45 protein-coding genes and 2 tRNA genes are annotated in these 24172 nt (G+C 56.3%); 25 read left to right on the top strand and 22 right to left on the bottom strand.

What is annotated here, in order from left to right; all coding sequences use genetic code 11:
- Positions 1–402: 402 nt before the first annotated feature.
- From ASB65_RS05115 to ASB65_RS05160, 10 genes are all read right to left on the bottom strand, one after another.
- Complete coding sequence (locus ASB65_RS05115) at positions 403–1026, bottom strand: hypothetical protein (protein WP_060723215.1); 624 nt, start codon at positions 1024–1026, stop codon at positions 403–405.
- Positions 1023–1286 (bottom strand): hypothetical protein, encoded by a 264-nt coding sequence (locus tag ASB65_RS05120; RefSeq protein WP_060723216.1) that lies wholly within the window; start codon positions 1284–1286, stop codon positions 1023–1025. The genes ASB65_RS05115 and ASB65_RS05120 overlap by 4 nt, the downstream gene beginning before the upstream one ends.
- On the bottom strand, positions 1283–1735 hold the full coding sequence (locus tag ASB65_RS05125; protein WP_060723217.1) for a hypothetical protein: 453 nt from the start codon (positions 1733–1735) through the stop codon (positions 1283–1285). Before ASB65_RS05125 ends, ASB65_RS05120 begins: the two co-directional genes overlap by 4 nt.
- Positions 1732–2196 (bottom strand): helix-turn-helix domain-containing protein, encoded by a 465-nt coding sequence (locus tag ASB65_RS05130; RefSeq protein ID WP_060723218.1) that lies wholly within the window; start codon positions 2194–2196, stop codon positions 1732–1734. The genes ASB65_RS05125 and ASB65_RS05130 overlap by 4 nt, the downstream gene beginning before the upstream one ends.
- Positions 2193–2525: a hypothetical protein gene (locus ASB65_RS05135; protein ID WP_060723219.1), complete on the bottom strand. Its 333-nt coding sequence runs from the start codon at positions 2523–2525 to the stop codon at positions 2193–2195. The genes ASB65_RS05130 and ASB65_RS05135 overlap by 4 nt, the downstream gene beginning before the upstream one ends.
- The gene (locus ASB65_RS05140) at positions 2522–3163 is read right to left on the bottom strand and encodes a metallophosphoesterase family protein (RefSeq protein ID WP_060723220.1); all 642 of its coding nucleotides are present in this window, start codon (positions 3161–3163) and stop codon (positions 2522–2524) included. The genes ASB65_RS05135 and ASB65_RS05140 overlap by 4 nt, the downstream gene beginning before the upstream one ends.
- The gene (locus ASB65_RS05145) at positions 3160–3459 is read right to left on the bottom strand and encodes a hypothetical protein (RefSeq protein ID WP_060723221.1); all 300 of its coding nucleotides are present in this window, start codon (positions 3457–3459) and stop codon (positions 3160–3162) included. The genes ASB65_RS05140 and ASB65_RS05145 overlap by 4 nt, the downstream gene beginning before the upstream one ends.
- The gene (locus ASB65_RS05150; RefSeq protein ID WP_060723222.1) at positions 3456–4217 is read right to left on the bottom strand and encodes a DNA cytosine methyltransferase; all 762 of its coding nucleotides are present in this window, start codon (positions 4215–4217) and stop codon (positions 3456–3458) included. The genes ASB65_RS05145 and ASB65_RS05150 overlap by 4 nt, the downstream gene beginning before the upstream one ends.
- 85 nt (positions 4218–4302) lie before the next feature.
- Positions 4303–5790 (bottom strand): replicative DNA helicase, encoded by a 1488-nt coding sequence (locus ASB65_RS05155; RefSeq protein WP_060723223.1) that lies wholly within the window; start codon positions 5788–5790, stop codon positions 4303–4305.
- Positions 5787–6455 (bottom strand): hypothetical protein, encoded by a 669-nt coding sequence (locus ASB65_RS05160; protein WP_060723224.1) that lies wholly within the window; start codon positions 6453–6455, stop codon positions 5787–5789. Before ASB65_RS05160 ends, ASB65_RS05155 begins: the two co-directional genes overlap by 4 nt.
- Before the next feature lie 62 nt (positions 6456–6517).
- Here ASB65_RS05160 and ASB65_RS05165 point away from each other — a divergent pair, with 62 nt between their 5' ends.
- Positions 6518–6769 carry a DUF982 domain-containing protein gene (locus ASB65_RS05165; RefSeq protein ID WP_060723225.1) on the top strand — a complete coding sequence of 84 codons (252 nt, stop codon included), beginning with the start codon at positions 6518–6520 and terminating at the stop codon, positions 6767–6769.
- A 2-nt stretch (positions 6770–6771) separates the two neighbouring features.
- On the opposite strand, the gene ASB65_RS05170 is transcribed toward ASB65_RS05165, so the two are convergent.
- From ASB65_RS05170 to ASB65_RS05210, 9 genes are all read right to left on the bottom strand, one after another.
- Complete coding sequence (locus ASB65_RS05170; RefSeq protein ID WP_236734545.1) at positions 6772–7593, bottom strand: hypothetical protein; 822 nt, start codon at positions 7591–7593, stop codon at positions 6772–6774.
- Positions 7590–7943: a winged helix-turn-helix domain-containing protein gene (locus ASB65_RS05175; protein WP_158006589.1), complete on the bottom strand. Its 354-nt coding sequence runs from the start codon at positions 7941–7943 to the stop codon at positions 7590–7592. Before ASB65_RS05175 ends, ASB65_RS05170 begins: the two co-directional genes overlap by 4 nt.
- 105 nt (positions 7944–8048) lie before the next feature.
- Positions 8049–8597, bottom strand: coding sequence for a hypothetical protein (locus ASB65_RS05180; protein WP_065695029.1), 549 nt, complete (start codon positions 8595–8597; stop codon positions 8049–8051).
- A gap of 15 nt (positions 8598–8612) precedes the next feature.
- Positions 8613–8978 (bottom strand): helix-turn-helix domain-containing protein, encoded by a 366-nt coding sequence (locus ASB65_RS05185; RefSeq protein WP_139786511.1) that lies wholly within the window; start codon positions 8976–8978, stop codon positions 8613–8615.
- A 117-nt stretch (positions 8979–9095) separates the two neighbouring features.
- Positions 9096–9389, bottom strand: coding sequence for a hypothetical protein (locus ASB65_RS05190; RefSeq protein WP_060723228.1), 294 nt, complete (start codon positions 9387–9389; stop codon positions 9096–9098).
- Between the two features lie 93 nt (positions 9390–9482).
- Positions 9483–9674, bottom strand: coding sequence for a hypothetical protein (locus ASB65_RS05195; protein WP_060723229.1), 192 nt, complete (start codon positions 9672–9674; stop codon positions 9483–9485).
- Positions 9671–9991, bottom strand: coding sequence for a hypothetical protein (locus ASB65_RS05200; protein ID WP_060723230.1), 321 nt, complete (start codon positions 9989–9991; stop codon positions 9671–9673). Before ASB65_RS05200 ends, ASB65_RS05195 begins: the two co-directional genes overlap by 4 nt.
- Positions 9988–10392, bottom strand: coding sequence for a hypothetical protein (locus ASB65_RS28845; protein WP_060723231.1), 405 nt, complete (start codon positions 10390–10392; stop codon positions 9988–9990). The genes ASB65_RS05200 and ASB65_RS28845 overlap by 4 nt, the downstream gene beginning before the upstream one ends.
- Positions 10389–10661, bottom strand: a complete 273-nt coding sequence (locus tag ASB65_RS05210; RefSeq protein ID WP_065695030.1) for a hypothetical protein — start codon at positions 10659–10661, stop codon at positions 10389–10391. The genes ASB65_RS28845 and ASB65_RS05210 overlap by 4 nt, the downstream gene beginning before the upstream one ends.
- A gap of 84 nt (positions 10662–10745) precedes the next feature.
- On the opposite strand from ASB65_RS05210, the gene ASB65_RS05215 reads away from it, so the two are divergent.
- The gene (locus tag ASB65_RS05215) at positions 10746–11519 is read left to right on the top strand and encodes a S24 family peptidase (RefSeq protein WP_080868443.1); all 774 of its coding nucleotides are present in this window, start codon (positions 10746–10748) and stop codon (positions 11517–11519) included.
- Here ASB65_RS05215 and ASB65_RS05220 read toward each other — a convergent pair whose 3' ends face one another.
- Complete coding sequence (locus ASB65_RS05220; RefSeq protein WP_060723232.1) at positions 11520–11825, bottom strand: hypothetical protein; 306 nt, start codon at positions 11823–11825, stop codon at positions 11520–11522.
- A gap of 95 nt (positions 11826–11920) precedes the next feature.
- Between ASB65_RS05220 and ASB65_RS05225 the strand changes: the two genes are divergently transcribed.
- Entirely contained in the window at positions 11921–12115 is a 195-nt protein-coding gene (locus ASB65_RS05225; protein ID WP_060723233.1) for a hypothetical protein, read from the top strand.
- Between the two features lie 342 nt (positions 12116–12457).
- Positions 12458–12940 (top strand): hypothetical protein, encoded by a 483-nt coding sequence (locus tag ASB65_RS05230; RefSeq protein WP_060723234.1) that lies wholly within the window; start codon positions 12458–12460, stop codon positions 12938–12940.
- 197 nt (positions 12941–13137) lie between these two features.
- Here the strand turns inward: ASB65_RS05230 and ASB65_RS05235 are convergent, their stop codons facing one another.
- A complete protein-coding gene (locus ASB65_RS05235) occupies positions 13138–13449 on the bottom strand; it encodes a helix-turn-helix domain-containing protein (protein ID WP_060723235.1) in 312 nt (103 codons plus the stop codon).
- Between the two features lie 135 nt (positions 13450–13584).
- On the opposite strand from ASB65_RS05235, the gene ASB65_RS05240 reads away from it, so the two are divergent.
- The 19 genes from ASB65_RS05240 (at position 13585) to ASB65_RS05330 (ending at position 23299) form a co-directional block, all read left to right on the top strand.
- On the top strand, positions 13585–13779 hold the full coding sequence (locus ASB65_RS05240) for a hypothetical protein (protein ID WP_060723236.1): 195 nt from the start codon (positions 13585–13587) through the stop codon (positions 13777–13779).
- Positions 13779–14003 (top strand): hypothetical protein, encoded by a 225-nt coding sequence (locus ASB65_RS05245; protein ID WP_060723237.1) that lies wholly within the window; start codon positions 13779–13781, stop codon positions 14001–14003. The genes ASB65_RS05240 and ASB65_RS05245 overlap by 1 nt, the downstream gene beginning before the upstream one ends.
- A gap of 63 nt (positions 14004–14066) precedes the next feature.
- The gene (locus ASB65_RS05250) at positions 14067–14426 is read left to right on the top strand and encodes a hypothetical protein (RefSeq protein WP_060723238.1); all 360 of its coding nucleotides are present in this window, start codon (positions 14067–14069) and stop codon (positions 14424–14426) included.
- Positions 14423–14827 carry a hypothetical protein gene (locus tag ASB65_RS05255; RefSeq protein WP_060723239.1) on the top strand — a complete coding sequence of 135 codons (405 nt, stop codon included), beginning with the start codon at positions 14423–14425 and terminating at the stop codon, positions 14825–14827. Before ASB65_RS05250 ends, ASB65_RS05255 begins: the two co-directional genes overlap by 4 nt.
- A gap of 37 nt (positions 14828–14864) precedes the next feature.
- Complete coding sequence (locus ASB65_RS05260) at positions 14865–15074, top strand: hypothetical protein (RefSeq protein ID WP_060723240.1); 210 nt, start codon at positions 14865–14867, stop codon at positions 15072–15074.
- A gap of 1 nt (position 15075) precedes the next feature.
- Positions 15076–15606 carry a hypothetical protein gene (locus tag ASB65_RS05265; protein ID WP_060723241.1) on the top strand — a complete coding sequence of 177 codons (531 nt, stop codon included), beginning with the start codon at positions 15076–15078 and terminating at the stop codon, positions 15604–15606.
- A 51-nt stretch (positions 15607–15657) separates the two neighbouring features.
- Entirely contained in the window at positions 15658–16068 is a 411-nt protein-coding gene (locus tag ASB65_RS05270) for a hypothetical protein (protein WP_060723242.1), read from the top strand.
- Positions 16069–16138: 70 nt separating this feature from the next.
- Positions 16139–17404 (top strand): PD-(D/E)XK nuclease-like domain-containing protein, encoded by a 1266-nt coding sequence (locus ASB65_RS05280; RefSeq protein ID WP_139786512.1) that lies wholly within the window; start codon positions 16139–16141, stop codon positions 17402–17404.
- A complete protein-coding gene (locus tag ASB65_RS05285; RefSeq protein WP_060723245.1) occupies positions 17404–17586 on the top strand; it encodes a hypothetical protein in 183 nt (60 codons plus the stop codon). The genes ASB65_RS05280 and ASB65_RS05285 overlap by 1 nt, the downstream gene beginning before the upstream one ends.
- Positions 17583–18689, top strand: coding sequence for a hypothetical protein (locus ASB65_RS05290; protein ID WP_060723246.1), 1107 nt, complete (start codon positions 17583–17585; stop codon positions 18687–18689). The genes ASB65_RS05285 and ASB65_RS05290 overlap by 4 nt, the downstream gene beginning before the upstream one ends.
- Positions 18682–19080 carry a hypothetical protein gene (locus ASB65_RS05295; protein WP_060723247.1) on the top strand — a complete coding sequence of 133 codons (399 nt, stop codon included), beginning with the start codon at positions 18682–18684 and terminating at the stop codon, positions 19078–19080. Before ASB65_RS05290 ends, ASB65_RS05295 begins: the two co-directional genes overlap by 8 nt.
- Entirely contained in the window at positions 19077–19280 is a 204-nt protein-coding gene (locus tag ASB65_RS05300; protein WP_060723248.1) for a hypothetical protein, read from the top strand. The genes ASB65_RS05295 and ASB65_RS05300 overlap by 4 nt, the downstream gene beginning before the upstream one ends.
- The gene (locus ASB65_RS28050; protein WP_153464074.1) at positions 19280–19456 is read left to right on the top strand and encodes a hypothetical protein; all 177 of its coding nucleotides are present in this window, start codon (positions 19280–19282) and stop codon (positions 19454–19456) included. Before ASB65_RS05300 ends, ASB65_RS28050 begins: the two co-directional genes overlap by 1 nt.
- The gene (locus ASB65_RS05305; RefSeq protein ID WP_060723249.1) at positions 19453–19848 is read left to right on the top strand and encodes an HNH endonuclease; all 396 of its coding nucleotides are present in this window, start codon (positions 19453–19455) and stop codon (positions 19846–19848) included. The genes ASB65_RS28050 and ASB65_RS05305 overlap by 4 nt, the downstream gene beginning before the upstream one ends.
- Before the next feature lie 184 nt (positions 19849–20032).
- Positions 20033–20536, top strand: coding sequence for a hypothetical protein (locus tag ASB65_RS05310; RefSeq protein ID WP_060723250.1), 504 nt, complete (start codon positions 20033–20035; stop codon positions 20534–20536).
- A complete protein-coding gene (locus tag ASB65_RS05315) occupies positions 20526–21107 on the top strand; it encodes a hypothetical protein (RefSeq protein ID WP_060723251.1) in 582 nt (193 codons plus the stop codon). The genes ASB65_RS05310 and ASB65_RS05315 overlap by 11 nt, the downstream gene beginning before the upstream one ends.
- A gap of 54 nt (positions 21108–21161) precedes the next feature.
- On the top strand, positions 21162–21494 hold the full coding sequence (locus ASB65_RS05320; protein WP_060723252.1) for a hypothetical protein: 333 nt from the start codon (positions 21162–21164) through the stop codon (positions 21492–21494).
- Positions 21494–21853, top strand: coding sequence for a hypothetical protein (locus ASB65_RS05325; RefSeq protein WP_060723253.1), 360 nt, complete (start codon positions 21494–21496; stop codon positions 21851–21853). The genes ASB65_RS05320 and ASB65_RS05325 overlap by 1 nt, the downstream gene beginning before the upstream one ends.
- A 318-nt stretch (positions 21854–22171) precedes the next feature.
- Positions 22172–23299, top strand: a complete 1128-nt coding sequence (locus ASB65_RS05330; RefSeq protein ID WP_139786513.1) for a hypothetical protein — start codon at positions 22172–22174, stop codon at positions 23297–23299.
- Between the two features lie 94 nt (positions 23300–23393).
- Here ASB65_RS05330 and ASB65_RS05335 read toward each other — a convergent pair.
- Positions 23394–23470, bottom strand: a tRNA-Pro gene (locus tag ASB65_RS05335).
- A 266-nt stretch (positions 23471–23736) separates the two neighbouring features.
- Between ASB65_RS05335 and ASB65_RS05340 the strand changes: the two genes are divergently transcribed.
- On the top strand, positions 23737–24042 hold the full coding sequence (locus tag ASB65_RS05340; protein WP_003507982.1) for an ETC complex I subunit: 306 nt from the start codon (positions 23737–23739) through the stop codon (positions 24040–24042).
- Positions 24043–24085: 43 nt separating this feature from the next.
- Positions 24086–24162, top strand: a tRNA-Arg gene (locus ASB65_RS05345).
- Positions 24163–24172: the final 10 nt, after the last annotated feature.

Here is a 24172-nt window from a genome sequence, read left to right on the forward strand (position 1 = left end):
CTTTAGAGGATCGAACACCGTTGATCAGACGGCTGCTGGCTACTTGCCAAAGTTCCCTGATTTGCTGCGAGGGCCACACGCTACCGTGGCTCCGGGTAAATCGTGATCGGATGTGCGTCGCATTGACGCCAGCTCCGCGATTTCGGCTCCTACCTTCAATGGGGCGCTTCTGCTTTCAGCGCCGCCTCGCATTCCGTTGCCCTGTTGGGCGAATAAGCCTCGCTGGCTGGTTAACCGTCCAGCAAGGGGCCGCGTGACCGGCTGTTTGCATCGTTGCCCATTGGGCGAATTTGTCCCGTGAGGACAAGGCCCGAAGGCCACCTTGCGGCTACAACACTACTCTTGGCAGTGGCGTCTCCCCACGGGATGGCACCTAGAGGATTTGGCGACCCCAGGTATATGTTATGCCGCCTCGCGCTTTCGAGCTTCACGTTCCCGCCGTCTGGCGTTCTGCGCATCTGCCCAACTGAAATCCCGAAGATCGGCGTCGAAGTCCAGAGAAGGCTTTGCGTCATCTGCGCGCCAAACTCCGATGTTGGACTTTTTATCCTCTATTTCGGGGTGATTTTGCAAGTCCCTTTCATCGCCAAAATCGTTATGCTGCAATGGCTTGCGGGAGAAAGCTAAGAAAATGCATTTAACCGCCGAATTTTTCCGGTAATCGCCAAGCTGTCGGCTGATACCTTCGACGTTCCGACACCACTTCGCGAATGCCTTACCGCCTGCTTCGGATATGGCCCATGCCCACAGTGCGCGCCGGTTCTTCTCGCTCGGCACCAGCTTGATGACCTCCATTGCGGCTTCCCAGAGACCCATATCGTTGGTCGTGTTGCGCAGCTTCTTCGGGTCGAGCCATGACCAATTGTTGGCGTGCTTGTCTTCGGCTGACCAGCCGTTGATATCGCCGGTGTCGTGGATATAGCCGTAGTTGATGGCCTTGGCTTGTGCCGGTCGCGCGGTATCGGGTAGCTTGCGATCGACCTCGGCGGCTCGAATGAAAAGCTCGATAATCTGTCCTTCGTTCATTGCAGTTCCCCCGTTTCGGCCGCATCGCGAATGGCTTTGGACGCTTCATCCATCAAGCCGTTTCGCTTTAGTACCAGCGTAAGCTCTCCAATCTGGCGGAGGTTATTCTGGCGGGCATTCTGGAGGGCATTCTTTTCGCGCCGTAGCTGCCTGATCTCTTCCCGTTCGATTACGGCATAAATCTTCTCAATGATGGAGGCGTCTTCGATCCCACCGTCAAAGACCTCATCAACGATTTTGCCGAGTAGCTCTTTCCTCATGCCCTCACCCTTCCATCGAAAAGTTCACCTTGGGTTTCGCCAAAGACGCGGCAAGCCCGTTCCCAGATAAGGCCTACAAGGGCCGCACGCTTGTTTGTGATGCCGTCTAGCCCGAAGCACCAGTATTGTAGCTTACCGACGGGAATGCCGTCAAAGAAGCTCAGGAAGCGGGACACATCACTCTCCATGATTTGCGGGTAGTTTTTGCGGAATGCGAGAACGATATCGCTCGTTGCCCACAGCGCTGTTTCATCGAGGCTGGCCCGGTTATTGGCGCAGTCGGCCAGAGACATGATGACGAACCGGGCGTGATCCTCGCCATACCGTTTGATGATCCTGGCGAGTGTCGCCACAGCCCGAGTTTCCCCAACGGCCGGGACAACATTCGCCGGCACGATGCGAACGCCGAACTCCTCGAATATTGCTTCGGCCCTCGGGTGGTTGGTCATAGATCGTCCCACTCCTTCTTAGCCTTGCGCTCGGCAATGGCTCTGACAGCCGACATAATGGTCGAATGATCACGTCCGCCGAGGAACCTGCCAATCTGGGGATAGCTGAGGTCCGGCCTCTCCCTCCTGATTGCGTCAATGACGGCGAACCTTGCCTTGATGAGATAATCGCTGCGCCTCGGGCCCTTGATCTCCGCCAGCGTGAAGTCTGGGTATCTCTCAAGCACGCGCTTGGCGATCTCGGTCATTGACCTGCGCCGTTCCCGCGACGTAGAGCCGCCGGCGTATGGCATGTATTCGCTCTCCCACGAGACGATGAGAGTGTGGCTTGTGGTGAGCTTCGATACACGCAGCAGCATGTATTTGGATGCCCGGCGAGCCGCCTTCGTCGTGCGGGTAATCTTGGGCATAGGCCAGACGCCGCTCATGTCCTGATAGCTTGTTGTCACCATTTGGTTCATGCTGCCTCGCTTTCCGGCTCTGGGCCGTCGATAAACGCGACACGCGGTAGAGTGACCTTGGCCCCGGTGAATGTGGTTCTTACCACACAGCCAGCCTTGAGAGGCGCTGGCACCGGTTCATCACCCACCTGCTTGACGATCGGTTCTGCGCGTCTGGTATTCCTCTTGCGGTATGGGAATGTTCCGCGGCGCGTGCTGGTCATGTTCTTGACCGCGCTCCATGTCATTCCGAGCTTCTCGGCCATGTCGTACATGGTGTAGCCGTCTCGCCATAGGGATGCAGCAGCGGCTATCTGTTCCTTGGTGTATAGGGAGCGGTGGTGGGTCATGCCCTCACCTCGATAAATTCGACCGGGCCGCCGGCCTTGTCATCATCAAAGACTGCGCATGAGAGCTTTCCCCAGAAGACACATCCGCTATCGACGTTGGTCCTGTTGCCGATTGTCTCGGGGTTAGTGCGCGCCGGCGTGTGACCGTGCACAAGGTGCTTTCCGTGATAGGCGCCAGAATAGTGAGGTGGCACGCGCTTCCACAGCAACACTTCCTGATCCTGCTGATCTAGCGGCAATTCCTCATCCAGACCCGCGTGTACGTATATCCGATGTGGATCGACGTAGATTATGGGCAAGTCTTCGAGCCACATTGCGTGTGCAGGCGAGACAGAACCGCCGTAGGAAATCTCGGTCTCTGTTCCTCCGTTGCCACGCCACCAGCCAAGGTGACGGGAGTCTCTGTAGGCAAGCTGCAGCATTTCCTCGTGGTTTCCGCGAAGAGCTGTCCAGCCCCACCCCTCTTTCGGACCGGCCATCAAACGATCAATGACACCTTTGCTGTCGGGACCGCGATCGATGTAATCCCCGAGGAAAACAACCGTCCCTGTGGCCACATAGCTTTCAATGGCCAGCAGCATTTTATCGAGTTGGCGAAGGCAGCCGTGAACGTCACCGATTGCAAATGTGTAGGTCATGCCATTTCTCTCCTTTCCACGCTGATCTCTTTGCCCTTGCTGAAAATGCGCTCTGCCTGGGCCCGACGAACCTGCTTGATGGAGGCGCCTTCGATCTCGCGAGAGCAGACGAGATGCCCGTTGAAATATGCGAGCACATGACGAAGCGCTGCCTTGGTGGCTGCCAGCTCGTCTGGGAAACCTTCTGGCTTGTCGCCGGCGCCCATGATCGGTTTTGGCTTGGCATCGCGGGCAAATCTAACCATTGCCCACCACTGGCCGCCGCGCTGGACTGCATAACCGGAAAACTCGTTCATGCCGCGATCTCCATGTAAGCCATCACGAATTCTGCTTGGATTTCCGGGACAATTGCGTTCCCGTATCCCTTGGTCGCATCTCGTTCCACAGCAACGGAAACCCCATCGCCAAGCAGTAGATCGCCGTAATCGCCTGCCAAGGCACGCCGGACTCTAGAGAATGTGTCGCCAATGACGGGGAGTGCCTGAGACGCTGAGATAGAAACGCTGTCGATCGGCTGATGTCCTTCCCATCGCGGGCCGCCGGCGTCGGCAACCCAAGATAGCCTCGTTCTTTCATGATCGGCTTCAACGGCACTAGCTGGCATAGATGCCGCCGCGCAGGCGTATGACAGCGCTTCCATGTCCCGGCAAACCTCGTCCCACCATCCCCAGCCAATCGCGCTCTTAACCTGCTCTCCAAAGATAACTGGAGGGCGATGCTCTCGGATGTGGCCTGCCCAAACAGGCCAGAGATGCCGCTCATCGCCTTGGCCTTGCGCTCCGCCATGAGCAACGCTGGCGACCGAGTAAGGCTGGCAGGGACATGAACCTGTCCAAACAGGTCTATCGTCGCTCCATCCGGCAATCCTAAGAGCGAGTGGCCACCCTCCAATTCCTGTGAAGAAGTGGCACTGCGTGTAGCCCTTGAGGTCATCCGGCTGGACATCAACGATGCTCCTTTCGTCAACATCGCCAGGCGCGATGAGGTTCTTTGCTATGAGGTTGCGAAGCCATTGGGCGGCGTATGGGTCGATCTCGTTGTAATAGGCGGCCATCACACCAACCTCCTCGCCATGCGGCTGTCGTCAAATGCCGGTCCAAATCTGGTGCTTGAGCCGTTCCATTGGATGGGGCGGGTCATCAGAACAGCCGCTCCTCTTCTGTCCGCATGCTGACGTAGCGGGTGTATCGGCCCTCGAATTTCAGGCGTTCACGAACTGAGGGATCACCGAAGCGAACCTTGATGGCGCCGATCTCGGCAACCGTCTCGATTGCTTCCTCATCGCCAAACTCTGCGAAGACACGGTTGATTGCGGTCATCTGCTTGTCGTCGCTGCACGTCGCGATCATTTCCCTGCGGTACTTTGCTGGCCGGTAAAGATAGATCATCGTGTCGTAGTCATCGCGGGCGCCCTCACCGCCGTAGAGGTCCCTGCCGATCGGGCGCGGGTTGGTGCGCTTGTTCATTTCTCCGTTACGCTGATTGAGCATGATCACCGCGGACTTCGTTTCATCAGCGAAGGACTTCCATTCGACGTTGATCTCGCTGGCGATCTTGTCAGGCGACAGACGGTAGTCTCTCGGGGGGATTTTCTTGATGTGGTCGATGACGATGAGCGGGGTCTTCCCCCGGCTGCTGTGGCGCTTCACGAACTGCCGCGCGTAGCTGAGCAGCCTGACATTGCTTTCGCGCTGGCAGCGGATGATCTCGATCGGCTGACTGTTCAGCCATGATGCGAACTGGACGCTCATGTCCCGCTCGCTCTCGCTCATGCTGCGCTCTGGGTCTTTCTGCTGCTTGGAATCTATCCCCTTCTCCTGAGCGATCATCTGGGCAACGCACTGTGCCTGTGACTGGTCATAGGAAAGGAACAGGACCGGGTGTCCTTGCTTGAGCGCATAGAGCATGATCTGGATCGTTAGGCTGGTCTTGCCTTCGCCAGAAGATGAGAGGAGCCCGTACAGATTTCCTGCTTCGAACACGCTCTCGTTAAGGACGCGCTTTAGCTCTTTCAGGCCGATGGCCACGCCGACGGCACCATTATTCTGATATGATGCCTTGAACCGGTCCATGTAGGCATCGCCGGGACGCTGGCGTTCCTTTGCCTTTGCGAGCTCAACAGCGTCTACAAGCTTCGAAGAAAGCTTCTCGATCTCATCAATGAAGGTCAGCTCACCCCAGCTATTGAACGCAAGTTCCTCGACTTGGTGAGCGAACGATATCGCGTTTCGGGCTGCGAATGCCTTGATAATGTCTTCGGCAAGGAACGGCGCGTGAACGATAGAGCACGCTTCAGATGCAAGCCGCGCGACATACTCAGTCACGCTCAACCCGCCGACTTTCTCGCCTTTAGGCAGGTAAGGCTCCAATGTTGCTGGCAAGATCGGGCGGTTCTCATTGAGGAGACTTGCCATCCCTTCGAATATCCGCTGATGAAGCGGCTCGAAGAAATGCTCTGGGGCCAAAGGAACGCGGCTCAAAATGGCTGACAGCGCCATGCTATTGATTACTATGGCACCTAGAACCTGCTGCTCAGCGATGAGGTTTTCCGGGATCACTTTGGCAGCGTTCTGGTATCCGCCATGCATGCTCATGTCCTGCGGGAAGTCTTGGTTCATGGCGTTCATAGCTCCAACTCCCCTTGACGAGCATCTTTCCGGTCGAGCATCCGCAAGACCGTTTCGCCTTCGTGTTTCTTGTCCCAGATGAACCAACCGTTGAGCATCGGCGGCGCGCCCTGCCCCGTGAAATCGATCTTCCAGCGCATCAGATAGACGCGAGCTGGCGGATATTTCGCCCAGAAAGGCGCTAGTCCGCCTGCGCCGGGGAATCCCCAATTCATGAGCAGACCCATGTACTCGACGCCCAATGTCTCCAGAGCGTGATACAGCCAGCGAGCCTTTCCATTACCCCATCCACACTCAGCGAACGGTGGGTTTTCGAGAATGGCCGGTGCTGGAGCTTCCTTGAAATCGTAGAAGTCCTTGATCTCTGCCCCGCAGCCACGGTCGATCAGATCGCTGTCATAGGTCCCGATCCCATGTGCTCGGAGTTCGCTGCCTATAACGCCTGTTCCGCAGGCAGGGCCCCAAATGATTGGGAAATCCTTTAGGCGTTCCATTTCGGCATGGATGACTGCGCGGATGGGATCGATTGGCGTCGGGTAGAATTCATTCTCTTCACGCTCCAGCGCATCGATCTTCGAGTAGGTGCCATCGAGAAGCTTGACCGGAACTGGCTTGCTCTTCTTGCCGGTGGCGCGGAATAAGCCGCGTGCTGATGGCGCATTCATGCTGCGCCTCCCGGAACAATGCGATTGCTTTCCAGTTGAATCCCACCGGGAGGTATCGCGTTATGGACCCGAAACGATGGAACAAGCCGGTGACATTCCAGACCGGCAAGATTGGCCAGTACCGAACGATAGACAGCACCAGCGAAGCCGCGCTGACGCTGATGAACCAGTGGCCGACGGATAGCGGCAAGAAGCTGACCAGCGCGAAGAAGATTTGCCTTGCGGTGCTGGAAGGGCGCGAGGAGCCGGTTAAGGCTCGCAATGCCTTCCTTAAGGCTGCAGAAGAGGCGCATGTGTTTGTTCGGGATAAGTGAGGTCATGCCGGCGCTCCCGCGAATAGATCGCCAGACGCCTGAGCTTTCTTTCTCGCCAGCGCCTTTGCCGCGCCGGTACGAAGGGCCACAAAGCGATTGCGCATCCATGTGATGTCGAGGACGTTGCACCAGTGCCAGCAAGCAGAGATGCAGACGGCTTCTGCCGCGTCCTTCTTGTCTTTCTTGGTGTTTGGAAGTTCAATGTTCTCCTGTTCGCAAGACCGGATAGCGACGTCTTTCCAGTCTTCGTTCGGTCCGGGCTTTACGCCCTTCCCGTGATACTTCGAATGCCAGGAGCGAGAGGGGATCGTGCCGCACGGCACCTTCATGTTCATGCATACGCCGATAGCGGCACCAGATATTCCGGTGAGCTGCAATGCGTTCGGGTTGATCGTGCTGCTTTCCTCGATCGCACCGGTGACCGGGTTTTTCTTCTTCCGGCTGAACTGAGTGACGCGGTGCTCGGGCTCTTCGATGACAACGAAATCTGGCTTGTGCTCCAGAATAAGCCGATAGACCATATTGCTGGTAAGAGCGTACTTAGTCTCCCAAGAGACATCATCGCCGTTATCGTTCGTGCCGACGTTGAACACGCCGCACTTAATTGCCGCCGGTGATCGCCAGCTATAGCGAACTGCCCAGCCGCTATTCGTCGCGAGATCCAGTGCAAGGATGATAATGCAGCCGCAGGACCGGACATTTGGAAGGTCTTCTTCGCAAAAGAATGCGGTTCGGCCACAGGAGCATTCGCAGCTCCACTGCATGCCGTCGAAGTCCATAAGCTTGAGGCGACCATTTATTTTCCCAGGCGCATAGGTGCTCATGGCGTCACCTCGACCGGGATAAGCCGCCACTGCGCCAAGTTGCCAGCGCCACCGCGGGAGTTGGTGATGGTCCATCCGAACGGCTCGATCTGCCGGCGCAACTGGCTGACGATTGCCGCTATGACGTGATCAGCGGTGTCTGGTCCGCCATCGGCGCGCCCGCCATAAATCCGGTCAATGATGCGGTCCCGATAGACGGCCTTACCCGGCTTTTCTGCGAGCATCGCCATGATGATGCGGCGCGACGGCTGGGTGATGTTTTCGACAACCTGTTCCAGTGGAGCGGCTGTTCCAATATGGCCGCCGCACGACGGGCAACAAAACTGACTGGTCTGAGGTATGTGGTTCATTGCCATCCTCGTGGAAGAAAGAACCCGGTGCGATTTCCGTTCGATCAGTTCTCGCACCGGGTTAGTTAGGCCAGCGCTTGGGAGGAGCTTTGCTGGCCGGGGAACTCAGTCGTCTTGCTTGAGGGTGAAAGGGTCGTCGCCATCGATGTTCGCCGGCGGCTCCTCCTTGCTTTTGTTGGCGTTGCGCTTTTCCATCGCCGCCTGCAGGTTTTCGAGCATGACCTTCTGTGCGTCGTCATACCCGCGCAGCCATTCGCGATCCTCGTCGCTGCCACCGTTCTGTTTGGACACCCGGTCCAGCGCGGCAAGGCCAGCCTGGAATCCTTCGGCGTAAATCATCTCGAGCTTGCCGACGCGGTCTGTCAGCAGATCGCCCTGCCTGTCATCGGGGATCAGACCTGAATTGATCATGATCCGCTTCCGGCGGGCGAACTCGTCAATCTTCTTCTGCTTGTCGGTCGTGAAGGTCAGTTCGATGAAATCCTTCAGGTCCTTTTCGGAGACGCCATCGTTCTTGGCGTCCGCCTTGTATTTCTGCTCCTTGGACTTCAGCTCCTGCTGCTCGTGATAGAGCTTCACGCGCTGCCGGGTGTGGTGGCCCCATAGGGCTTGGCTTTCCGCCTCTGTAAGCTTGCTGTTATGCCCTACGGTCATTCGCCCTTCCCTTTCCTATCCTCGTTTCGTTGCTTCCTTCGCTCTGCGCACTTCCTCAGCCAGAGCCGAAATTCTTCCATCAATGTCCGCAAAAGGATCACTGCCGAACCTCCCTTTCTCGACCTCCAGATCGTGCTGAAGGCGTTTAATTCGTCGTTCGCAGAGATTGAGGTAGCCAGCCCGAAGGCGCCCGAAAACCGTCAATGTCGGCATGGTTTCGCCGTTGATCAGGCGACGGAGAGCGCGGGGCTTCATGCCCACTTCGCGAGCTACACGCTCGAGCGCATTCATCTGATCGCCGTTACCGCGGGTCTCAATCTCAAGCATCTTGCGCCCGTACTCGCGCGCGATATCTGGAGAAAACATTTCAAGGGTACTCATCGACATTTCCCTGTTTTCGATTTTCCTAATTGTCTCGTGGTGGTTCGAAGTTTGTCTGATCACGGTTGCCGTCCTCGATAGGTTGAACCCATCAGAGAGAGGCGGACACGAAAGGAGCTACCCGCCGATTGGCGAAAGCCAGTAATTTGCATCAGGCGTCCCATCGGTCCGTTCGGCCTGCCAGCCTTTGACCTTGAGCACCTGATTGATCTTGATGAACTGATTGCAGAGAGAGGCGAACGAGATGACCCGATTAGTCTGCCAACTAGGGTCAACTCTCCTCATCAACTGCTTTGCGGAAAGACTGCCGGGATAGACAACGCAAAGGGCATCAAGAGCCTCTGATGCGCGATCATCCTTCACCTTGGAAATTAGATGGTAAGGCGGTGGCGCCAGTTTCTTCACTGCCATCACTTACGCCCCGAGAATGCCAGGTGCGCCAGGACCGCCGACACGATGAATGCCGAGAAGAATACCGATGCGTAGATGAGGAGTTGCTGCTGATCAGGGTGCATAGAGGCGATCATCGCTTGCTCTCCTGAGCCCGTGGATTTTCACGAGGGCCAAAATCGATAGGTAGAAGGCAAGCTGATCCTTTGTCGGCCAGACTATCTTCCCCTCGAAAATGAAGTTGATTGCCGAGACGATCAGGACAGCAGCGAGAAGATCGAATGCGACAGAGAGTAACGCCTTCATGCCTTCCTCCATCCGAAAGGCTGCTTGCCGTTCTCGACCAGAACCGCGTCGATACGCTCCATGAGCTCGTCGCGGCTAATGCGCTTGGCGACACCCCGGAAATCAGCTTCATGCATCGAGTAGAAACGCCGGCCGTGATAGGTCAGCTTGAAGCCGTAGCCAGCCATCAGGTTTTGCAGATACCCCCAATCACTGGAGAAGCCGCGATCAAACCGGCGCGGCTCGCCGTGCTTGGCAATCCAATCTGCCTGCATCGCGTCTATCGCGCTGCGGTCGTGGATGTATCGGTTGGGGGCTTGGAGTGATGTGTCCATCATGCGCCGCCTCCAACATCTTCGAGAATCAAATGATCGGACGGCGACGGCTCAACGCCAGCGGCGTTCGCCAGTCGGTCTTTGACCTTCACTGCAGCGATTTCGCCGCCGTCCGTACCCTGCTGGCGCTGGGGTTCTTGAAACTTGTATTCCGGCCACGGCGCCCAAGCGATCGGATCGACGCCGGGATTGAAGCCAGACCAGCGATTGCCTTCCAGAAGGCCGCCAGACTGCGTGTAGCGCGGTGGGATCCAGTAGGACTGGTAGACATCGCCATGCATATCGACAGCCAGGATATATTCCTTGCGGTACTGCTCAGACTGCACCGGGCCATCTTTCCCCTTGCGGGTGTAAGGCACCATCTTGCCGCGCGGTGCGGCGGATATGTCGTGGTTCCAGTTCATGCTGCGCTCCCTGCCCCGAACATTGCGTCAAAGCGATCAGCCGTAAGCGGCCTAGGAACGTCATGAGGCCAATCCGCACCTTCCGGCCAGTTAGCGTCGAACCACAGGATGGCTGCGTTGTAGCGTCCGACTGTGATGTCCGACCCGGCACGAATAGCGCCGAGCTTTTTGCTGTCTTGGAAGACACGGCTGCTCACAGTCTTTTCTTCGACCTGAGAGGCGCTGCCGTAAGCTTCAGCTACTTTGATGAGGTGTTCGATGTTCAGCATGCGAGCATCATCGGTAATTTAACCGCTCATGTCAACGGTTTTTTTACCGCTCGCTTAAATCCGTCCTATCGGTAATTTAACCGAATGCTTGATTTGCTCGATGTGCTGCGAATGATTGATGAACATGAGGCTGCGACTGGCGAGAAGCCTGCGCAACTATCTCGCCGCGCCACCGGAAGCCCTGACACGATCAGGAACTGGAAGAGAGCTGTTGCGGCTGGGAAAACTCCCGGCGCCTCGACCCGAACTCTTCAGGCTATAGCAGAAGCGATCGGTAGCGCGGTGAGTATCGGCGGCGCACGACATGGTACAAGACTGGTGTCTTCTTTCGATCCCGACGCGGAAGATAATTTTGATGATGCAGATTCCGCCAGCTACAGCAGAGAGCATTGGGTGCCGGCCGTAGATGGCGCACTTCCCGAGGTGGACACAAAGCTTGGTGCTGGATCCGGCGTTGTGGGCCAAACGATAAATTTGCCGGTTGGCGGCGGCTCAGTGAGTGGTCACCCGGTCATCGCTGAATGGCTGATCCCCCTTCAGTATCTCCGAAACGAGGCAAAGGCCTCTCCAAATCATACGTTGGTGATGGAGGTTATCGGGGACTCCATGCAGCCTAGTTATATGCCAGGCGATCGAGTGCTCGTGGATTTGTCGCAAAACACCATGTCAACAGACACGGTTTACGCAATCAGCGACGGTCAAAGCGAGCCGCAGATCAAGCGGCTTCAGCGCGTGCCTTTCAGCGATCCGGTAGAGGTCCGTATCATCTCTGACAATCCGAACCTTGAGCGCTTTACGGTCGAGCTTGAGCGCTTGACCATCATCGGCCGTATTGTGGGCCACATAGCGCGAAAATAATCAGGAGAGCCGGCGCTTGGTATTCGAGACGTCAAACCTTCGGCAAACCTGCATGATGTCATCCAGAACCCAGCGTTCTGGCATCTTTCTCATCTCACCGGGGCTTGCTTCATCGCCGGCCACGCCAGCAATCGGAATGATCTGGAAGTCGTCACTCTCGAACGGAGATTCCTTGTGAAGCAGGAACTCATATGCCGGAAAGCTTTCATTGAGGTGAGCCGTGAACAGCTCCTTGTTCTGGGCAACGCCTTCCATGCGATCATCAGGCGGCACTACGATGAACTGGTTTACCGCTTTCTGAGCCATCTTCTTTCTCCCGTTTGTTCTCATTTCGTTCACGGTAAGAAAGCAGGTTCTAATTCAAGAGTCGAGTCGTTTTTGATTCGGCGTGGAGCGCGGGCATGAAGAACCCGCAGCCTCCCCGGGAACGCGCCGCCCGCGCTCTGTGCCGGCTCAGTGACGTGCCAGAGAACACAAAGTTCGATGGACGGCCAATGTGGGAGAGCTTCTTGCCGGAGGTAGATGCGGTACTTGAGGCAGCGCTTGGCGCAGAGGAGATTGAGCGGATGAAAAAGGACGAGGTGAACAAGCAGTGAGTAACCATCCATACCCTTGGCTAACGCCCCAGGTTTTCTATGAGTTTGCGATGGATACCGGGCTGACTTACGTTTGCATGAAGTGCAACACTCTCCCAAAAATGCCGTATGTTGACGTTGGAGACGAAGGTTTTATTCCGCGGTCGAGTTCGTACACCTCCACTTCTGAGGGCTTGGTGAACATGAGCCAGAGCCGCCACATTCCATGCGTTCGTGTACTGTGCACTCACTGCGGACATATCGACCTCTATTCCATGTTCTCGATAGATCAGTGGTGGCAGAGAAGAGCGAGGATGCAACAGCCCCAATTAGGTGGCTTATTTGGGCTAGGGGGGCCACAGAATGGCGGCTGAGATCCACAATCTACATGGGGATGCCGGTCAGATATCTCCGCCCTTGCAACAAGGGGGTGGCGGTGGCACATTTGATAACATGGATATTGTCGACGCAAAGATAGCTGCTGCTGAAGCAAGGACAGACGCCAAGTTCGCTGAGATGATGGGCGAACTCAAAGCAATGCGCACTGATCTTTCGCATATGCCGAGTACAATCACTATGATCGGCACCATGGGAGCTTTTACAGGCGTGATGATTACCGTTGTGTTGGCTCTTTTCGCTTTGAGCGGACAAATGTTTGGTATCGGAATGGACGCTCAGCAGGTCTCCGAAAGAGCTGTGCAAACCGCTTCTGATCGTCTCCAGCCTAAGATCGACAATTTGGCCGAGAGCAATCGGGATATGAATGCAAAAATGGATGCGATCATTCGCGGACTGAACGATCGGATGATGGGAAGCGGAGAGACGCCGGCCCCTTACAAGCCGTGACAGCCCAATAATTGAGACCCGCTCCGGCGGGTTTCTTTTTGCTCCGGAAATGGAAGAGATTTCCCTCTCTCCACCCTTCCTATTACTCCCCTCAGAGCAAGAACCTTATAAACAAATAACCCTTTAGAAATTCAGCTTTATAGATTGGACCCGCAGATTTGCGACCCAATTGACCCGCAGATTTGCGACCCAATGGATTATTCGAACGGCAGCCGGATGTAATAGACGTTCGACTTCCGGTGTTCCCTAACCACGATCAGGACGCCCTCACCTTCAAGCTCAGCGACAGCCCGCAAAACCTTGTCCTCGGACATGGAGAGCCGTTTCGCGATTTCCTTGACCCCGTACCAGCAAGACTGGTCGTCGCCGTTCATGCGCTTCGCCAGCCAGTAGCCGACGCGGAAGGCGCGATCCGATAGCGCGTCCATCTCACAGATGAAATCGAGCCACTTTCGCCGCTTGTCATAGAAGGCTGCGGCCGATTGGCCATCGTCGTTTGTTTTCAGCATGCGGTATCTTTAATCGGTTTTTTTACCGCCGTCTATTGCGCATCGGTTTTTTTACCGCTATAACTCTCTCCATCAGCAGCGACGAAGAAGCCCCCGCCGATCTCGCTGCCACCACAAGAACCGGAGATGACGACGATGAACATCGAAAAAGTCAAATTGCTTCAGCGCAAGGCGAAAGAGGCCGCGAACTTCGCTCTTCTGTGCTTGGAGATGTTGGACCGGTCTATGCCTTGGGAAGAGCATAAGGAACGTGTCGAAGACGCCCGCGAATACCAGCGTCAAGCGCACTTCCTGGCCGCCTGTGCTCGTCAGGAAATGGGGCTGGCCTAATGTTCACAGCCGACGACGCTCGCAAAGGCAATGAAGACGAGCTTGATGACCGGATCGCGTATGCCGTCCGCAATAACAAACAAGGCAACGGCGCGTATTTGCGCATCTACCACGATGACAGCTTCCGCCACTCGATTGTTTCTGAGCTTGAGCGGCGCGGGTTCAAGAATGTCGATGCTCCAAGTTTCTGCATCAAAACCGACGTCTATTTCGAATGGGACTGATCGCATTCGGCATCCGTCTCTAGGCGGATCTCCAATTCGATCTCAACCACTGAGGATGAGCAAATGGCACATTCAATCGAGGATCACCTGAATGCCTTGAAAGCCGCAGCAGATCGAGCATCCGGCACGATGAGGCAGCAGGCATCGGCAGAGACGAACCGTGAAGCGTATCGCGCTCTCATGGTGGACTGCTTCGCCAGCTTCGAGGCTCTTGCTTATGAGCTTGGCGGTGACGGCGCTTACATCAGCGACGAGTATATCGACGTCACGGGCAAGAACGGCTGCGTCGATAGCGTGTTCCTTGACTTGGTCGAGGCCGAGAACGGGAAACCGGCTCCGGTCGTCTACAGCGCCCGTCGTCCTTCCGCTTCGACGCTCTCTCATGCCGTTCAGGGCCTTCGTGTTCAGGGAGCATCGCTGTGAGCTACGCAAGCGAGCAAGCCGTTCTGAACGGTCAGTGGAACGCAGCAGAGGCAGCTTTTCAGGCTGAAATTAAGCGCCAGCTGCCGCACGTCCTTATGCGTCCGGCGCTCATTCAGGACGGCAATGCGTGGCTGGCGATCTACGGAGATTTGCCTACTGGCGTCGTCGGTACGGGATCAACCCCTGCGGGGGCAATGGCTGATTTTGATGCGGCTTGGACGCGTCCTGCAAAGTCCTCGACCGGCCCCCAACTTATCGAATTGGGCCAGCAGATACGTGATGTTCTTGGTTTTGCGGAATGGGCATCTCCAGAACACGCCGAAGACATCCTGAAATCGCTGATCGACCAATTCCACCGGCCTCTGTCGGTAGCTGTCGATGCCTCCAAAGCCACCGAATAGCCCCGCAATCCAAGGCTTCAAACAAGGAATGGGAAGAATGAGCAACAGCAAGGCAAGCTTGGAAGGCAAAGGGCCGCGACCATCAAATCCGTATGTTCGTATCCTTTGGGCAATGCAGCGCGGCGTTGGCATTACGCTTTCAGCTAAAGAATGCCACGACATGGGTTACGACGACGCCATCGAAACGGTTGCTTATAACGCTGTCGACGCCTCCCTCTCCACCCCTCACACCCCAACGGGAGAGTAAGATGAGCGAAGAGCAAAGAGCATTCGAATCTTGGGCGGAGGGAAAACGTCACGATATGAGCTGCCACCCACTGCATTACCTGTTTCTGAATGCAGAAACGAATGCGGCTCGGGAAGGATGGAACGCGGCGTTACGTTACCTTAACGGACAACTTTCTAGCCCTGTCGCGTACCGCTGCAAAGACTTTGCTGACGGTTGGATTCTCTATCACGACGGCAAGGAAGCCAAGCGATATCAAGAGCAAACTGGCTGCCTTATGCAGTCGCTTTGCGTGTCTCTCCACAGCGATGATGATACTCAGGCGTTCCCTCCAGAGCCTGAAGAATTATGCCGAGATGCATCCAAGGCAATCGTCGCTGACCTTAATGGGCGTCTCTCCAAGTTCGTTATTGAGAGCGGAATGATGGGGCTTCAAGACACGATACGAAGCGCAGTCAGCAGGATTGAGAATCTAACATCGTCCTATCTAGAGGCTTGCGCAGAGAATGACCGTCTCCGCGCATCTCAATCTCACACGCACCCCACCAACTAAACCCACCAGCGGGCTGTGTAACGAGTACCCGCGCATTAAAGGGCAGGAACAATGAAAATCAGCGAAACGCTTATCAAACGTGCCTGCGACGTCATCTCTCAAGAAGAGGTTGATGGTCGCGGCGTCTGCCCTGACCCGTCTAGGTTTAAGGGGTACGTCGAAACCGCTGCAAGAGTTTTCGAAGCCGCCGCATCAGCAGGTAGCAAAATCGATGATGGCGGATTGGCCTTTCCGGGTGCCATAGCCGAGCAGGTTGGGAACCTTTCCGATTACGGGCCAACCGACGACGACGCACCGACTTTTGCCGAAGTTCATCACCCCGGCATGAGCCTTCGTGACTGGTTCGCCGGTCAGGCACTGGCAAACCCGTACACGGCACACGAGAACTCCCCTGATAAAATAGGCGAATGGGCATATCAGGTCGCCGACGCCATGATCGCCGCCCGAAAGGCTGGTGCGTGATGCCCCCTTTCTCCACCACCAACACACAAGAATCGGATGACCCGACCGAGATCATCATCCGGCTCCGCAATTGCGAAAAGCAGATCGACCAGTCGACCAGAGAGTTTCGCAGAGACGTGAACCGCCTCATCACAGGGCTTCTAACCCTCGGGATCATTTCAGCCTCGTTTCTGCACTTCGGCATGCCCGCAGATCGGAAGATGGCGAAGGCAAATCAGGAGATCGATGTCGCATGGAAAAGATAATCGACAAAGACCAGTTTGAGCACATCACCAGCCCGATTGATGCGATACTCAAGCGCGTCAAGCCGGTGAAGGGCGAAGTGCAGTATGACGGCGGCGTTATCTATCAGCCTGGTGCATACCGGAATGTTCCGATCGAGCGTTATCACCACGACCGCGATCTGTTCGACGGCCCAGCTGTTTCGAAGTCGATCATCAAGGAAATTCTGCCGGTCCACGGCGGCAGCCCGAAGCAGTTCTGGGGCCGGTGGAACTGGAACAAAGACCGAATTGACCCGAAAGACCCGACTGAGGCGCTGATCTTTGGCAAGGCCGCGCACTGCCTGCTTCTGGGCGATGAGGTGTTTGAAGAGAATTTTATCGTTCGCCCGGCGACCTATCCAGACAAGGACGGGAAGGAAAAGCCATGGAACGGCAATGCCACATGGTGCAAGCAATATCTCGATCTGCAAAAGAAGGAAGGGCTGATGGTCCTGACCGACAAGCAGATGGAAACTATCAAGCGCATCCGCGCCGACGCCTCCACCTACCCGCTTGTGCAGCAGGGCATCCTCAATGGCCGCGTAGAGCGCACACTGGCTGCGAAAGACCCGGAGACGGGTATATGGCTCAAGGTTCGCCCAGACGCGATGCCTAACGCCGATGGCGTCTTTGCCGACCTGAAAACGATCGGCAGTCTGGATGAAGACTTCATGCAGCGCCAGATATTCGACGCGGGCTATTACCTGCAGGCGGCAATGACGCGCATGGTCTGCCGGCTCCTGAAAATCCCGTTCGAAACCTTCGTGCTCGTCTATGTCCTGAACGACGACATTCCAGACACCGCCCACGTCGAAATGAACGATCAGTCGATCCTTCTCCCCGGCGGCGAGGAAATACCGAGCGAGCTTGACCACGGCGAGGCGATGATCCGCTGGGCGCTGCGCACGATCCGCAAATGCCTTGATGACGGTCATTGGCCCGGTCGTGAGCCGTTCCAAGGCGGCGAGCGCAAGATCACGATGCTCCCTTACCACAAGAGCAAAATCACCAGATTCCTGAACGGCATCGAGGGCGACGTTCCTCCTCCGTCAGATGAGCAGGAGGCCGCGTAATGTTGGTTCGTCTTGTCATCATACTCATCGCGCCTCCGGTCCTGATCTGGACCTTCGTAGCCGAGTTCTGGGGCGACGTGAAAAAAGCGCCTTGGTACGCGTGGAACGCCTGCAGCCAAGAACTTGACGGCATTCGCCGCGCATGGCGCGCAAAATCTATCCGAGAAGAGGACTGGAAATGAACCAGCTTGCAACCAACACAGAACGTTTGCCGATGGATCAGGTCGGCATGTCCACCGGATCGAATGGCGCCAAGATCGCTCCCCAGAACCTGGGTGAAGTCGTGAAGTTTGCGGAGGTCATGTGCCGTGCCGATATCGCCTTGCCGAAGCATCTGCGCGGCAATGCCGGGGCTTGCATGGCCGTTTCGCTTCAAGCTCTTGACTGGCAAATGAACCCGTTTGCAGTGGCTTCGAAGTCCTATTCAGTCAACGGCACGATCGCTTACGAAGCCCAGCTCATCATCGCTGTGATCAATACCCGCTCCGGGATCGAAGGCCGTCTCGAATACTCATTCGAAGGCGAAGGTGGCGATAGGGTCTGCATCGCATCCGGCAAGCTTGACGGCAAAGTATTGGAAGTCCGCTCGCCAAAGTTCAAGGACATTACTCCGAAGAACTCCCCTCTCTGGAAATCCGACCCGGATCAGCAGCACTGCTATTATACAGGCCGCTCGTGGGGCCGACGCCATACACCTGAAGTCATCCTTGGCGTCTATGACCGTGACGAAGTGGAAGAGTTCCGAGGCCCTGACAACGCCCGCGACGTGACGCCGAAAGCATCGCTATCCGCACGTCTCGCACAGTCAAACAGCGCCACACAGCAAGCCAATGACGAGCGCGAAGGGTTCACCGCATCACCTGCCGCTGATGAGCGCTCTGACGCTCTCACGGGCGAGATACTGCCCAACACCAATTCCGACGATGAAACCCCTGCCTCGTCGTCGGATAACGCTGGCAATACGCCAGTAGATGAGGCCGGAGCGGAATCCCCCTCCGACGCTCCGGCCTCTACCGATCCAGAGCGCGATATCCTGATCCGGTTTGCCGCTGAAATGCTGCCGATGGCAGCAACGGCAAAGACCGAGGTCTGGAAGGACGTCGAGAAGGGCTGGTCCGAGGGCGAGATGAAAACTCTGTCCGAAGCCGGAAAGGCCAAGGCGAAGTCCATCAGCCAGTCGATCCGGGCGATTGCGCTCGGTAATGTCAGCTTGGAGTCGGCCGCCGAGTTCCACGCCGAGGTTCTGGACTGGAAGGCTTCTGATCTGGGAGGCGTCGATGGCTGACCTGACGAAGTACGCAGATCTCATTGAGCGGCTTGAAAAGGTAACGGGGCCAGATCGTGGAATTGATCGCGATATAGCAGAGCATATCGTTGGGACGAAATATCGTTCGACGCAGCGAGGGCGCGAATGGCTTGAAGACAGCCATGGCGGCGTGGAGACATGGACGCGCTATCCCGTGCCGTATACCGCTTCCATAGACGCAGCCATCGCTCTCATCGAGAAGATTCTACCCGGTTCGGAGCTTGAGATAACTAATCTCTATGGGGTCGCACGCGTCACGCTCCACGATGTGGAAAACTCTTTCCACGGCTCGGACCCTTGCAACAGGATCAATACAGCTTTGCTGATCGCACTTTTCCGCACCCTTGAGGCGAAGGCAGGTGCAGCATGAACCGCTTAATCCGCCGCGCCATCCACCACTGGCTCGCTTGGAAGTCGAGACAGAAGCTTGCTCGGGAATACAACTGGCAAACCGAGATCGACGCCGAGATCCGACAGGCAAAGCAATCCCGCAGCAAGACTGGACGTGTCCGCGATCTGGAACGCCGCAAGCGGGACATGATGACACGCGCGCTGGGAGGGCAGAGGTGATGATCACTGCTATTTCAGTCGCCCTGTATGCCGTTTCTCTCTGCTTCGCTGCGATGTTTGGCACGATGGCCGAAATGGATAAGCGCGGCCAAGTCAGCAAGTTTCACGGCAGGTTTGTCGCCAGCTTAACGGCAATCTTTTTCGTGATGGCTGTTGCCTTGCAGGTGGCGTCATGAGCCGTACCGAGTTCACCCGCAAGACCAAGCAGGAAGCATTGCAGCGTTCCGGCATTCGCTGTGAGGCCGCAGGAACCCGCTACGGCTTCGAGGAAGGCCAGCGTTGCAATTGCAGCCTATCCCTCGGCGTCCAGTACGATCACGCTGTGCCGGATGCTCTGGGCGGAGATAACAGCCTGGAAAACTGCCTTGCGATTTGCGTCCAGTGTCACAAGTTTAAAACCCGCAACGACGTGAAGCAGATCGCGAAGTCGAACCGACAGCGCGACAAGGCGTCTGGTGTCATCCGGCCGGCGGCCAAGATCAAATCGCCCGGCTTCCCCAAATCCGAAAAGCCCAAGAAGGCCGTCGTCTACCGGCCCGTCACGTTCTATCGCGAGGATACGCCATGACCACCAGATATTGCCGGCGATGCGACTGACAAACGGATCACTCGAAAATCCGCGTCAATGTGCTGGGCGAAACCGGGGAAGGCATCATCTCTAGGGTTTTCTGGGGCGTTATGAGCTTAGGCGCCAACGAGGCGCTAGCTGATCGATACCTCGAATGCAACGAATGTGGCGCGAGGAGAAAGCCATGACCGCATTGGAAGAGATCAAGAAGGCGATTGAAGAAATAGGTCCGCTGAAGGTGGAGTTTACACCGGACGGCGACGAGTACAATTCGATCATCGCGCCAGTCAACGACGATTACGACGGTACGTTCTTCACCGTCATTGGATGCGGCGACAAGCAGGACAAGCTTGGCGGCTATATGGCCTTGGCCGTCAACAAGCTGCCGGAACTCCTTTCCACCCTCGAAAGCTTGCAGCGCGAGAACGAGGAACTGAGGCAGGACCGGGACCGCACGGCACGCAACCGCGACATGTACCGGGGCCAAGTCGAACGACAGTCAGCCCAGATCACAATGTTTAGGGAAGAGGAAACTCGCCTGCGCGAAACACTCTTCAAATGCGGCAGCTTCATCGCTGATCGATACCAAGAAGGCGATACTGAGTATCAGGTCGTTCTTCTCGTCAACGATGCGATTTGCAGGACTCCCGCCCTCGCCAGCACAGGAGGCGAACACCATGCAGAGTGAAGAACCGGTCATCATCCAGAGTTTAGAAGATCATTTGGCGGAATATGGGCACACGACTGTTGGCCAAGATATTGCCGCCGCGATTTTGGTTATACGCGACCTGCACCAGAAAGCCGCCCTGTCCGCTGCGGAGCCTCCTGTTGCATATCGCCACACGCTTCATATGGAACTCGGGCAGACAGATGTTGAGGTTAACACCAGCGCAAAACATCCTTTTGGGCGTCCCGGTGCAGATTATTCGCCGGAGTACCGGATCACTACCGAACCGCTCTACGCCGCCCTCTCCGCACAGGTGCAGGACATGGCGTCTGGTGTAATGGCCTCAATAGCGGAAGAGCGGAAAAGGCAGATCGCGAAGGGCTATGACGCTTCCCATGACGATGCACACAACACCTATGAGATTATTGATTCATCGTGGGGAGCAGCGGCACGCATCAGCGTCGCCAGAAGTTTCCGCGATCAGCATAACATATCCGGTTATAAAGCCGCGTTGATCCAAGCCGCTGCTCAAATCGTCGCGGAGATTGAACGCCTAGACCGCGCCGCAGCGCCCGCAAAGCAGGAGGGCTGAGACGTGACACGAAGCTGGAAAAGCCAGGTTGCCGACGAGGTTAGAGCCACATCCATGATGAAACCGAAGTGGCCAGACGATGCCATGGCGCATATTGCATCGCTGCAAGAGGATAACGACCGCCTCCGCCAACTCCTATCCGAAGCAGAGAAACGCGAGACGGAGGCAAGGGACCGCGAGGCTGAACTTGTCGGGATGATCGCGGCGGCCGATGAAAGCCGTCGGCTTCAAATTAGACGTGCAGATGCGGCGAGGAACGCGGCGTTGGACGATGCGGCGAATATCGTCGCCGCCGTATCTCACGAATGGCTGCACAACAGCATGAGGCGCTACAGGTTTGAGAGCGTTGCCGCCTCTATTCGATCCATGAAATCGGAGGATAGCTGATGGATTGCGATACCTGCCGAGAGCTTCTTGCCGAAGGATTGGACCTGTGCGTCCGCGCCCGACAGATGGACGCTATGGACCGCAGAGAGGCTGCGCTGAAAGCCTCCAAGGTTCCCGAAGAGTGGCTGGAGAGCGGAAAATTCGATGAATATGTGGAGCGCCACAACATCGACCGACCGCATGCTCCCATCGCCACGAGAAGCGGAACCGTTCGCCTTTGGGTCGAGGAGCAATATCAAACTGACCTTGCCGAATGGGAAAAGAAATCGCGCCACCATCTCATGCAGGGATGCCGAGCGGCGCTTGAAAGGAGCGAGGGATCGCCCAGACCTGTGGATATGGAGGACGAAAATGTCTGAAGACTTCCGTAGAGCAGCACTTGAACAGATGATTGCCCACGACCAAGCGCTTGAGACGTTCCCGTTTCTGAGCGCCCAAATCTTGAACAGATGGAGACGCGACGGCAAAGTCCGCTTCTTCAAAGGAAAAGAGGGCAAGATCATCTATCCTCGTGAGGATCTGAATGACGCGCTCAATAAGGAATTGTCATGCGGAGAGACAGAGGACCTAAGGGCCTGTGGGAATACAAGGACCAGTGGATCGGCACCGAGCCCGGAAGAAACGGCTTCTACCGATACTGGTACGATGACGGAAGCAGACGCGTTAAGAGAAAAGCTTTGGCTGCGCTCGATCTCGAGTCCGCAAAAGAAGAACTCATTGCCCTCCTCGGCGCCCCGCTCCCGTCGAGCCGAGACCCAAGAGAGGTCTTCCTCTTCGATGTCCTGAAGCACTATCAGGACAACTACGCAGAGCCAAAAGGATATAAACAGATGGCGGCGGTCAGGCGGGCTTCAGCGCTCGTCTACGCCGCCTTCCGTTCGTTTATGGGCCCGCCCAAGGTAGCTGACCTCACACGCCTTAACCAGCGCCGAATATGGGCTCACATGGCCTCGGATGGAGGCTTGAGCGCGAAATCCATCATGACCTACATGATATCGGTTCGCGCCGCCGTGAACTATGCCGCCGTCCCGCAACTGATCAATATTGCCGGCGAAGAGGTCGAGATGCAAATGCTCGAAGCGCCAATCGCCATATTTTGCAATCAGGAGGAAATTGCGGAGCATATTGGCGGTGAGGTGTCCAAGCCTCGCGAATACATCCCGACATACCCCGATCTTGGTAAATGGATTGACGCGATCGAGGAGGAGGACGACTTCCGATTCGTGATGATCATGCTCAACACCTGCGCGCGAAACGAAGCCATCTTTGATCTCGATATCTCCAAGCAGGCCAATTTCGAGTTTGGCACACTGGATTTGAACCCGGTCGGGAGGCGCCAGACGAAGAAGCGCCGGCCGGTCATACGGATGACGACAAACCTGCAGGCGTGGTTTCAGCATTGGGGAGATGATAAGCCGATCCGGCAATACCAGGACACGGTAGAAAAGCGCCTGAACAAGTTGGGTAAGCCGGAGATTGGTGAGGACGGCGAAGTCGTGAGCGTCGGGCTGGGGATGCCAGAGATGACTTGCTACACGCTGCGGCACTTCATGGCGACGAACATGCGCCGTGCGTCATTCCCTGTCTCCAAGGAGCAGCGGTCCAAATGGCTGGGGCATTCTGTTGGGGAAGGTTCAAAGACAACCGACTGGTACGAAAAATTCGACCCGGATTATCTTGAGGAGCCGATGCGGGCGACAGAGGAAATCATCGCCAAGCTCCAGAAGCACACGAAGCGAAAACTGTTCGCTCCGAAGACAAAAGCTTCTGGGAAAGTGCGGGTGATAGATGGCGGAAAGGCTTGATGGCCTACGCCAACACCCACAACGATCTCACAAATGGATTTTAAAGGTGAAAGACATAAAGCCAAAAGCGACAATGATATCAATCACATGTCGCTGGTCGGAGTGGAGAGATTCGAACTCCCGACCCTCTGGTCCCAAACCAGATGCGCTACCAGACTGCGCTACACTCCGCCGAGGCGATGGCTGGGGAATACACGGTTCACCCGCAGTCCGCAACAGGGAAATTCATCTTTGTTCAACCGCAACCCCGATGGGCAAAACATGACGCCGAAACGGCGGAGTGCGATCGGGCTGCGAGGGGATAATCGTCTTGACTCTCACCCGAAGTCAGTCCATTTCAAATTCAACGTTCCTGACACGATTTGGTTATTCTATTCAGGTACGTGATGAATAATTCGGGGTGTTGTGCCCCACTGTCCAACCGGAGCAGTTTCGACATGTCTGCGAAGATTTACCGCCCTGCAAAAACCGCCATGCAATCCGGCAAGGCGAAGACCAATGTCTGGGTTCTGGAATTCGACGCCGAAGTTCCGCGTAAGATCGATCCGATCATGGGCTACACCTCCAGTTCCGACATGAAGCAGCAACTCAAGCTGACATTCGAGACGCAGGAACAGGCCGAAGCCTATGCCCAGCGCAAGGGCATCGAATACCGCGTCATCCAGCCGAAGGAAGCGACCCGCAAGGTGGTTTCCTACACCGACAATTTCCGTTTCAACCGCACCCAGCCCTGGACGCACTGAAACACGACGACTTCAGGCCGGCGCAATCCCTGCCCGGCATGACGGCCCCTTAGCTCAACTGGATAGAGCAACTGCCTTCTAAGCAGTAGGTCGCAGGTTCGAGTCCTGCAGGGGTCGCCATTTTTTCTGC

Source organism: Agrobacterium tumefaciens str. B6 (assembly GCF_001541315.1).
GTDB classification, from domain to species: Bacteria; Pseudomonadota; Alphaproteobacteria; order Rhizobiales; family Rhizobiaceae; genus Agrobacterium; species Agrobacterium radiobacter.

Bases quoted from the DNA above. Each gene is read 5' to 3' on its own strand.
- ASB65_RS05115 (WP_060723215.1), bottom strand. From the start codon at position 1,026: ATGAACGAAGGACAGATTATCGAGCTTTTCATTCGAGCCGCCGAGGTC.
- ASB65_RS05120 (WP_060723216.1), bottom strand. From the start codon at position 1,286: ATGAGGAAAGAGCTACTCGGCAAAATCGTTGATGAGGTCTTTGACGGT.
- ASB65_RS05125 (WP_060723217.1), bottom strand. From the start codon at position 1,735: ATGACCAACCACCCGAGGGCCGAAGCAATATTCGAGGAGTTCGGCGTT.
- ASB65_RS05130 (WP_060723218.1), bottom strand. From the start codon at position 2,196: ATGAACCAAATGGTGACAACAAGCTATCAGGACATGAGCGGCGTCTGG.
- ASB65_RS05135 (WP_060723219.1), bottom strand. From the start codon at position 2,525: ATGACCCACCACCGCTCCCTATACACCAAGGAACAGATAGCCGCTGCT.
- ASB65_RS05140 (WP_060723220.1), bottom strand. From the start codon at position 3,163: ATGACCTACACATTTGCAATCGGTGACGTTCACGGCTGCCTTCGCCAA.
- ASB65_RS05145 (WP_060723221.1), bottom strand. From the start codon at position 3,459: ATGAACGAGTTTTCCGGTTATGCAGTCCAGCGCGGCGGCCAGTGGTGG.
- ASB65_RS05150 (WP_060723222.1), bottom strand. From the start codon at position 4,217: ATGGCCGCCTATTACAACGAGATCGACCCATACGCCGCCCAATGGCTT.
- ASB65_RS05155 (WP_060723223.1), bottom strand. From the start codon at position 5,790: ATGAACGCCATGAACCAAGACTTCCCGCAGGACATGAGCATGCATGGC.
- ASB65_RS05160 (WP_060723224.1), bottom strand. From the start codon at position 6,455: ATGAATGCGCCATCAGCACGCGGCTTATTCCGCGCCACCGGCAAGAAG.
- ASB65_RS05165 (WP_060723225.1), top strand. From the start codon at position 6,518: ATGGACCCGAAACGATGGAACAAGCCGGTGACATTCCAGACCGGCAAG.
- ASB65_RS05170 (WP_236734545.1), bottom strand. From the start codon at position 7,593: ATGAGCACCTATGCGCCTGGGAAAATAAATGGTCGCCTCAAGCTTATG.
- ASB65_RS05175 (WP_158006589.1), bottom strand. From the start codon at position 7,943: ATGAACCACATACCTCAGACCAGTCAGTTTTGTTGCCCGTCGTGCGGC.
- ASB65_RS05180 (WP_065695029.1), bottom strand. From the start codon at position 8,597: ATGACCGTAGGGCATAACAGCAAGCTTACAGAGGCGGAAAGCCAAGCC.
- ASB65_RS05185 (WP_139786511.1), bottom strand. From the start codon at position 8,978: ATGAGTACCCTTGAAATGTTTTCTCCAGATATCGCGCGCGAGTACGGG.
- ASB65_RS05190 (WP_060723228.1), bottom strand. From the start codon at position 9,389: ATGGCAGTGAAGAAACTGGCGCCACCGCCTTACCATCTAATTTCCAAG.
- ASB65_RS05195 (WP_060723229.1), bottom strand. From the start codon at position 9,674: ATGAAGGCGTTACTCTCTGTCGCATTCGATCTTCTCGCTGCTGTCCTG.
- ASB65_RS05200 (WP_060723230.1), bottom strand. From the start codon at position 9,991: ATGATGGACACATCACTCCAAGCCCCCAACCGATACATCCACGACCGC.
- ASB65_RS28845 (WP_060723231.1), bottom strand. From the start codon at position 10,392: ATGAACTGGAACCACGACATATCCGCCGCACCGCGCGGCAAGATGGTG.
- ASB65_RS05210 (WP_065695030.1), bottom strand. From the start codon at position 10,661: ATGCTGAACATCGAACACCTCATCAAAGTAGCTGAAGCTTACGGCAGC.
- ASB65_RS05215 (WP_080868443.1), top strand. From the start codon at position 10,746: ATGCTTGATTTGCTCGATGTGCTGCGAATGATTGATGAACATGAGGCT.
- ASB65_RS05220 (WP_060723232.1), bottom strand. From the start codon at position 11,825: ATGGCTCAGAAAGCGGTAAACCAGTTCATCGTAGTGCCGCCTGATGAT.
- ASB65_RS05225 (WP_060723233.1), top strand. From the start codon at position 11,921: ATGAAGAACCCGCAGCCTCCCCGGGAACGCGCCGCCCGCGCTCTGTGC.
- ASB65_RS05230 (WP_060723234.1), top strand. From the start codon at position 12,458: ATGGCGGCTGAGATCCACAATCTACATGGGGATGCCGGTCAGATATCT.
- ASB65_RS05235 (WP_060723235.1), bottom strand. From the start codon at position 13,449: ATGCTGAAAACAAACGACGATGGCCAATCGGCCGCAGCCTTCTATGAC.
- ASB65_RS05240 (WP_060723236.1), top strand. From the start codon at position 13,585: ATGAACATCGAAAAAGTCAAATTGCTTCAGCGCAAGGCGAAAGAGGCC.
- ASB65_RS05245 (WP_060723237.1), top strand. From the start codon at position 13,779: ATGTTCACAGCCGACGACGCTCGCAAAGGCAATGAAGACGAGCTTGAT.
- ASB65_RS05250 (WP_060723238.1), top strand. From the start codon at position 14,067: ATGGCACATTCAATCGAGGATCACCTGAATGCCTTGAAAGCCGCAGCA.
- ASB65_RS05260 (WP_060723240.1), top strand. From the start codon at position 14,865: ATGAGCAACAGCAAGGCAAGCTTGGAAGGCAAAGGGCCGCGACCATCA.
- ASB65_RS05265 (WP_060723241.1), top strand. From the start codon at position 15,076: ATGAGCGAAGAGCAAAGAGCATTCGAATCTTGGGCGGAGGGAAAACGT.
- ASB65_RS05270 (WP_060723242.1), top strand. From the start codon at position 15,658: ATGAAAATCAGCGAAACGCTTATCAAACGTGCCTGCGACGTCATCTCT.
- ASB65_RS05285 (WP_060723245.1), top strand. From the start codon at position 17,404: ATGTTGGTTCGTCTTGTCATCATACTCATCGCGCCTCCGGTCCTGATC.
- ASB65_RS05290 (WP_060723246.1), top strand. From the start codon at position 17,583: ATGAACCAGCTTGCAACCAACACAGAACGTTTGCCGATGGATCAGGTC.
- ASB65_RS05295 (WP_060723247.1), top strand. From the start codon at position 18,682: ATGGCTGACCTGACGAAGTACGCAGATCTCATTGAGCGGCTTGAAAAG.
- ASB65_RS05300 (WP_060723248.1), top strand. From the start codon at position 19,077: ATGAACCGCTTAATCCGCCGCGCCATCCACCACTGGCTCGCTTGGAAG.
- ASB65_RS28050 (WP_153464074.1), top strand. From the start codon at position 19,280: ATGATCACTGCTATTTCAGTCGCCCTGTATGCCGTTTCTCTCTGCTTC.
- ASB65_RS05305 (WP_060723249.1), top strand. From the start codon at position 19,453: ATGAGCCGTACCGAGTTCACCCGCAAGACCAAGCAGGAAGCATTGCAG.
- ASB65_RS05310 (WP_060723250.1), top strand. From the start codon at position 20,033: ATGACCGCATTGGAAGAGATCAAGAAGGCGATTGAAGAAATAGGTCCG.
- ASB65_RS05315 (WP_060723251.1), top strand. From the start codon at position 20,526: ATGCAGAGTGAAGAACCGGTCATCATCCAGAGTTTAGAAGATCATTTG.
- ASB65_RS05320 (WP_060723252.1), top strand. From the start codon at position 21,162: ATGATGAAACCGAAGTGGCCAGACGATGCCATGGCGCATATTGCATCG.
- ASB65_RS05325 (WP_060723253.1), top strand. From the start codon at position 21,494: ATGGATTGCGATACCTGCCGAGAGCTTCTTGCCGAAGGATTGGACCTG.
- ASB65_RS05340 (WP_003507982.1), top strand. From the start codon at position 23,737: ATGTCTGCGAAGATTTACCGCCCTGCAAAAACCGCCATGCAATCCGGC.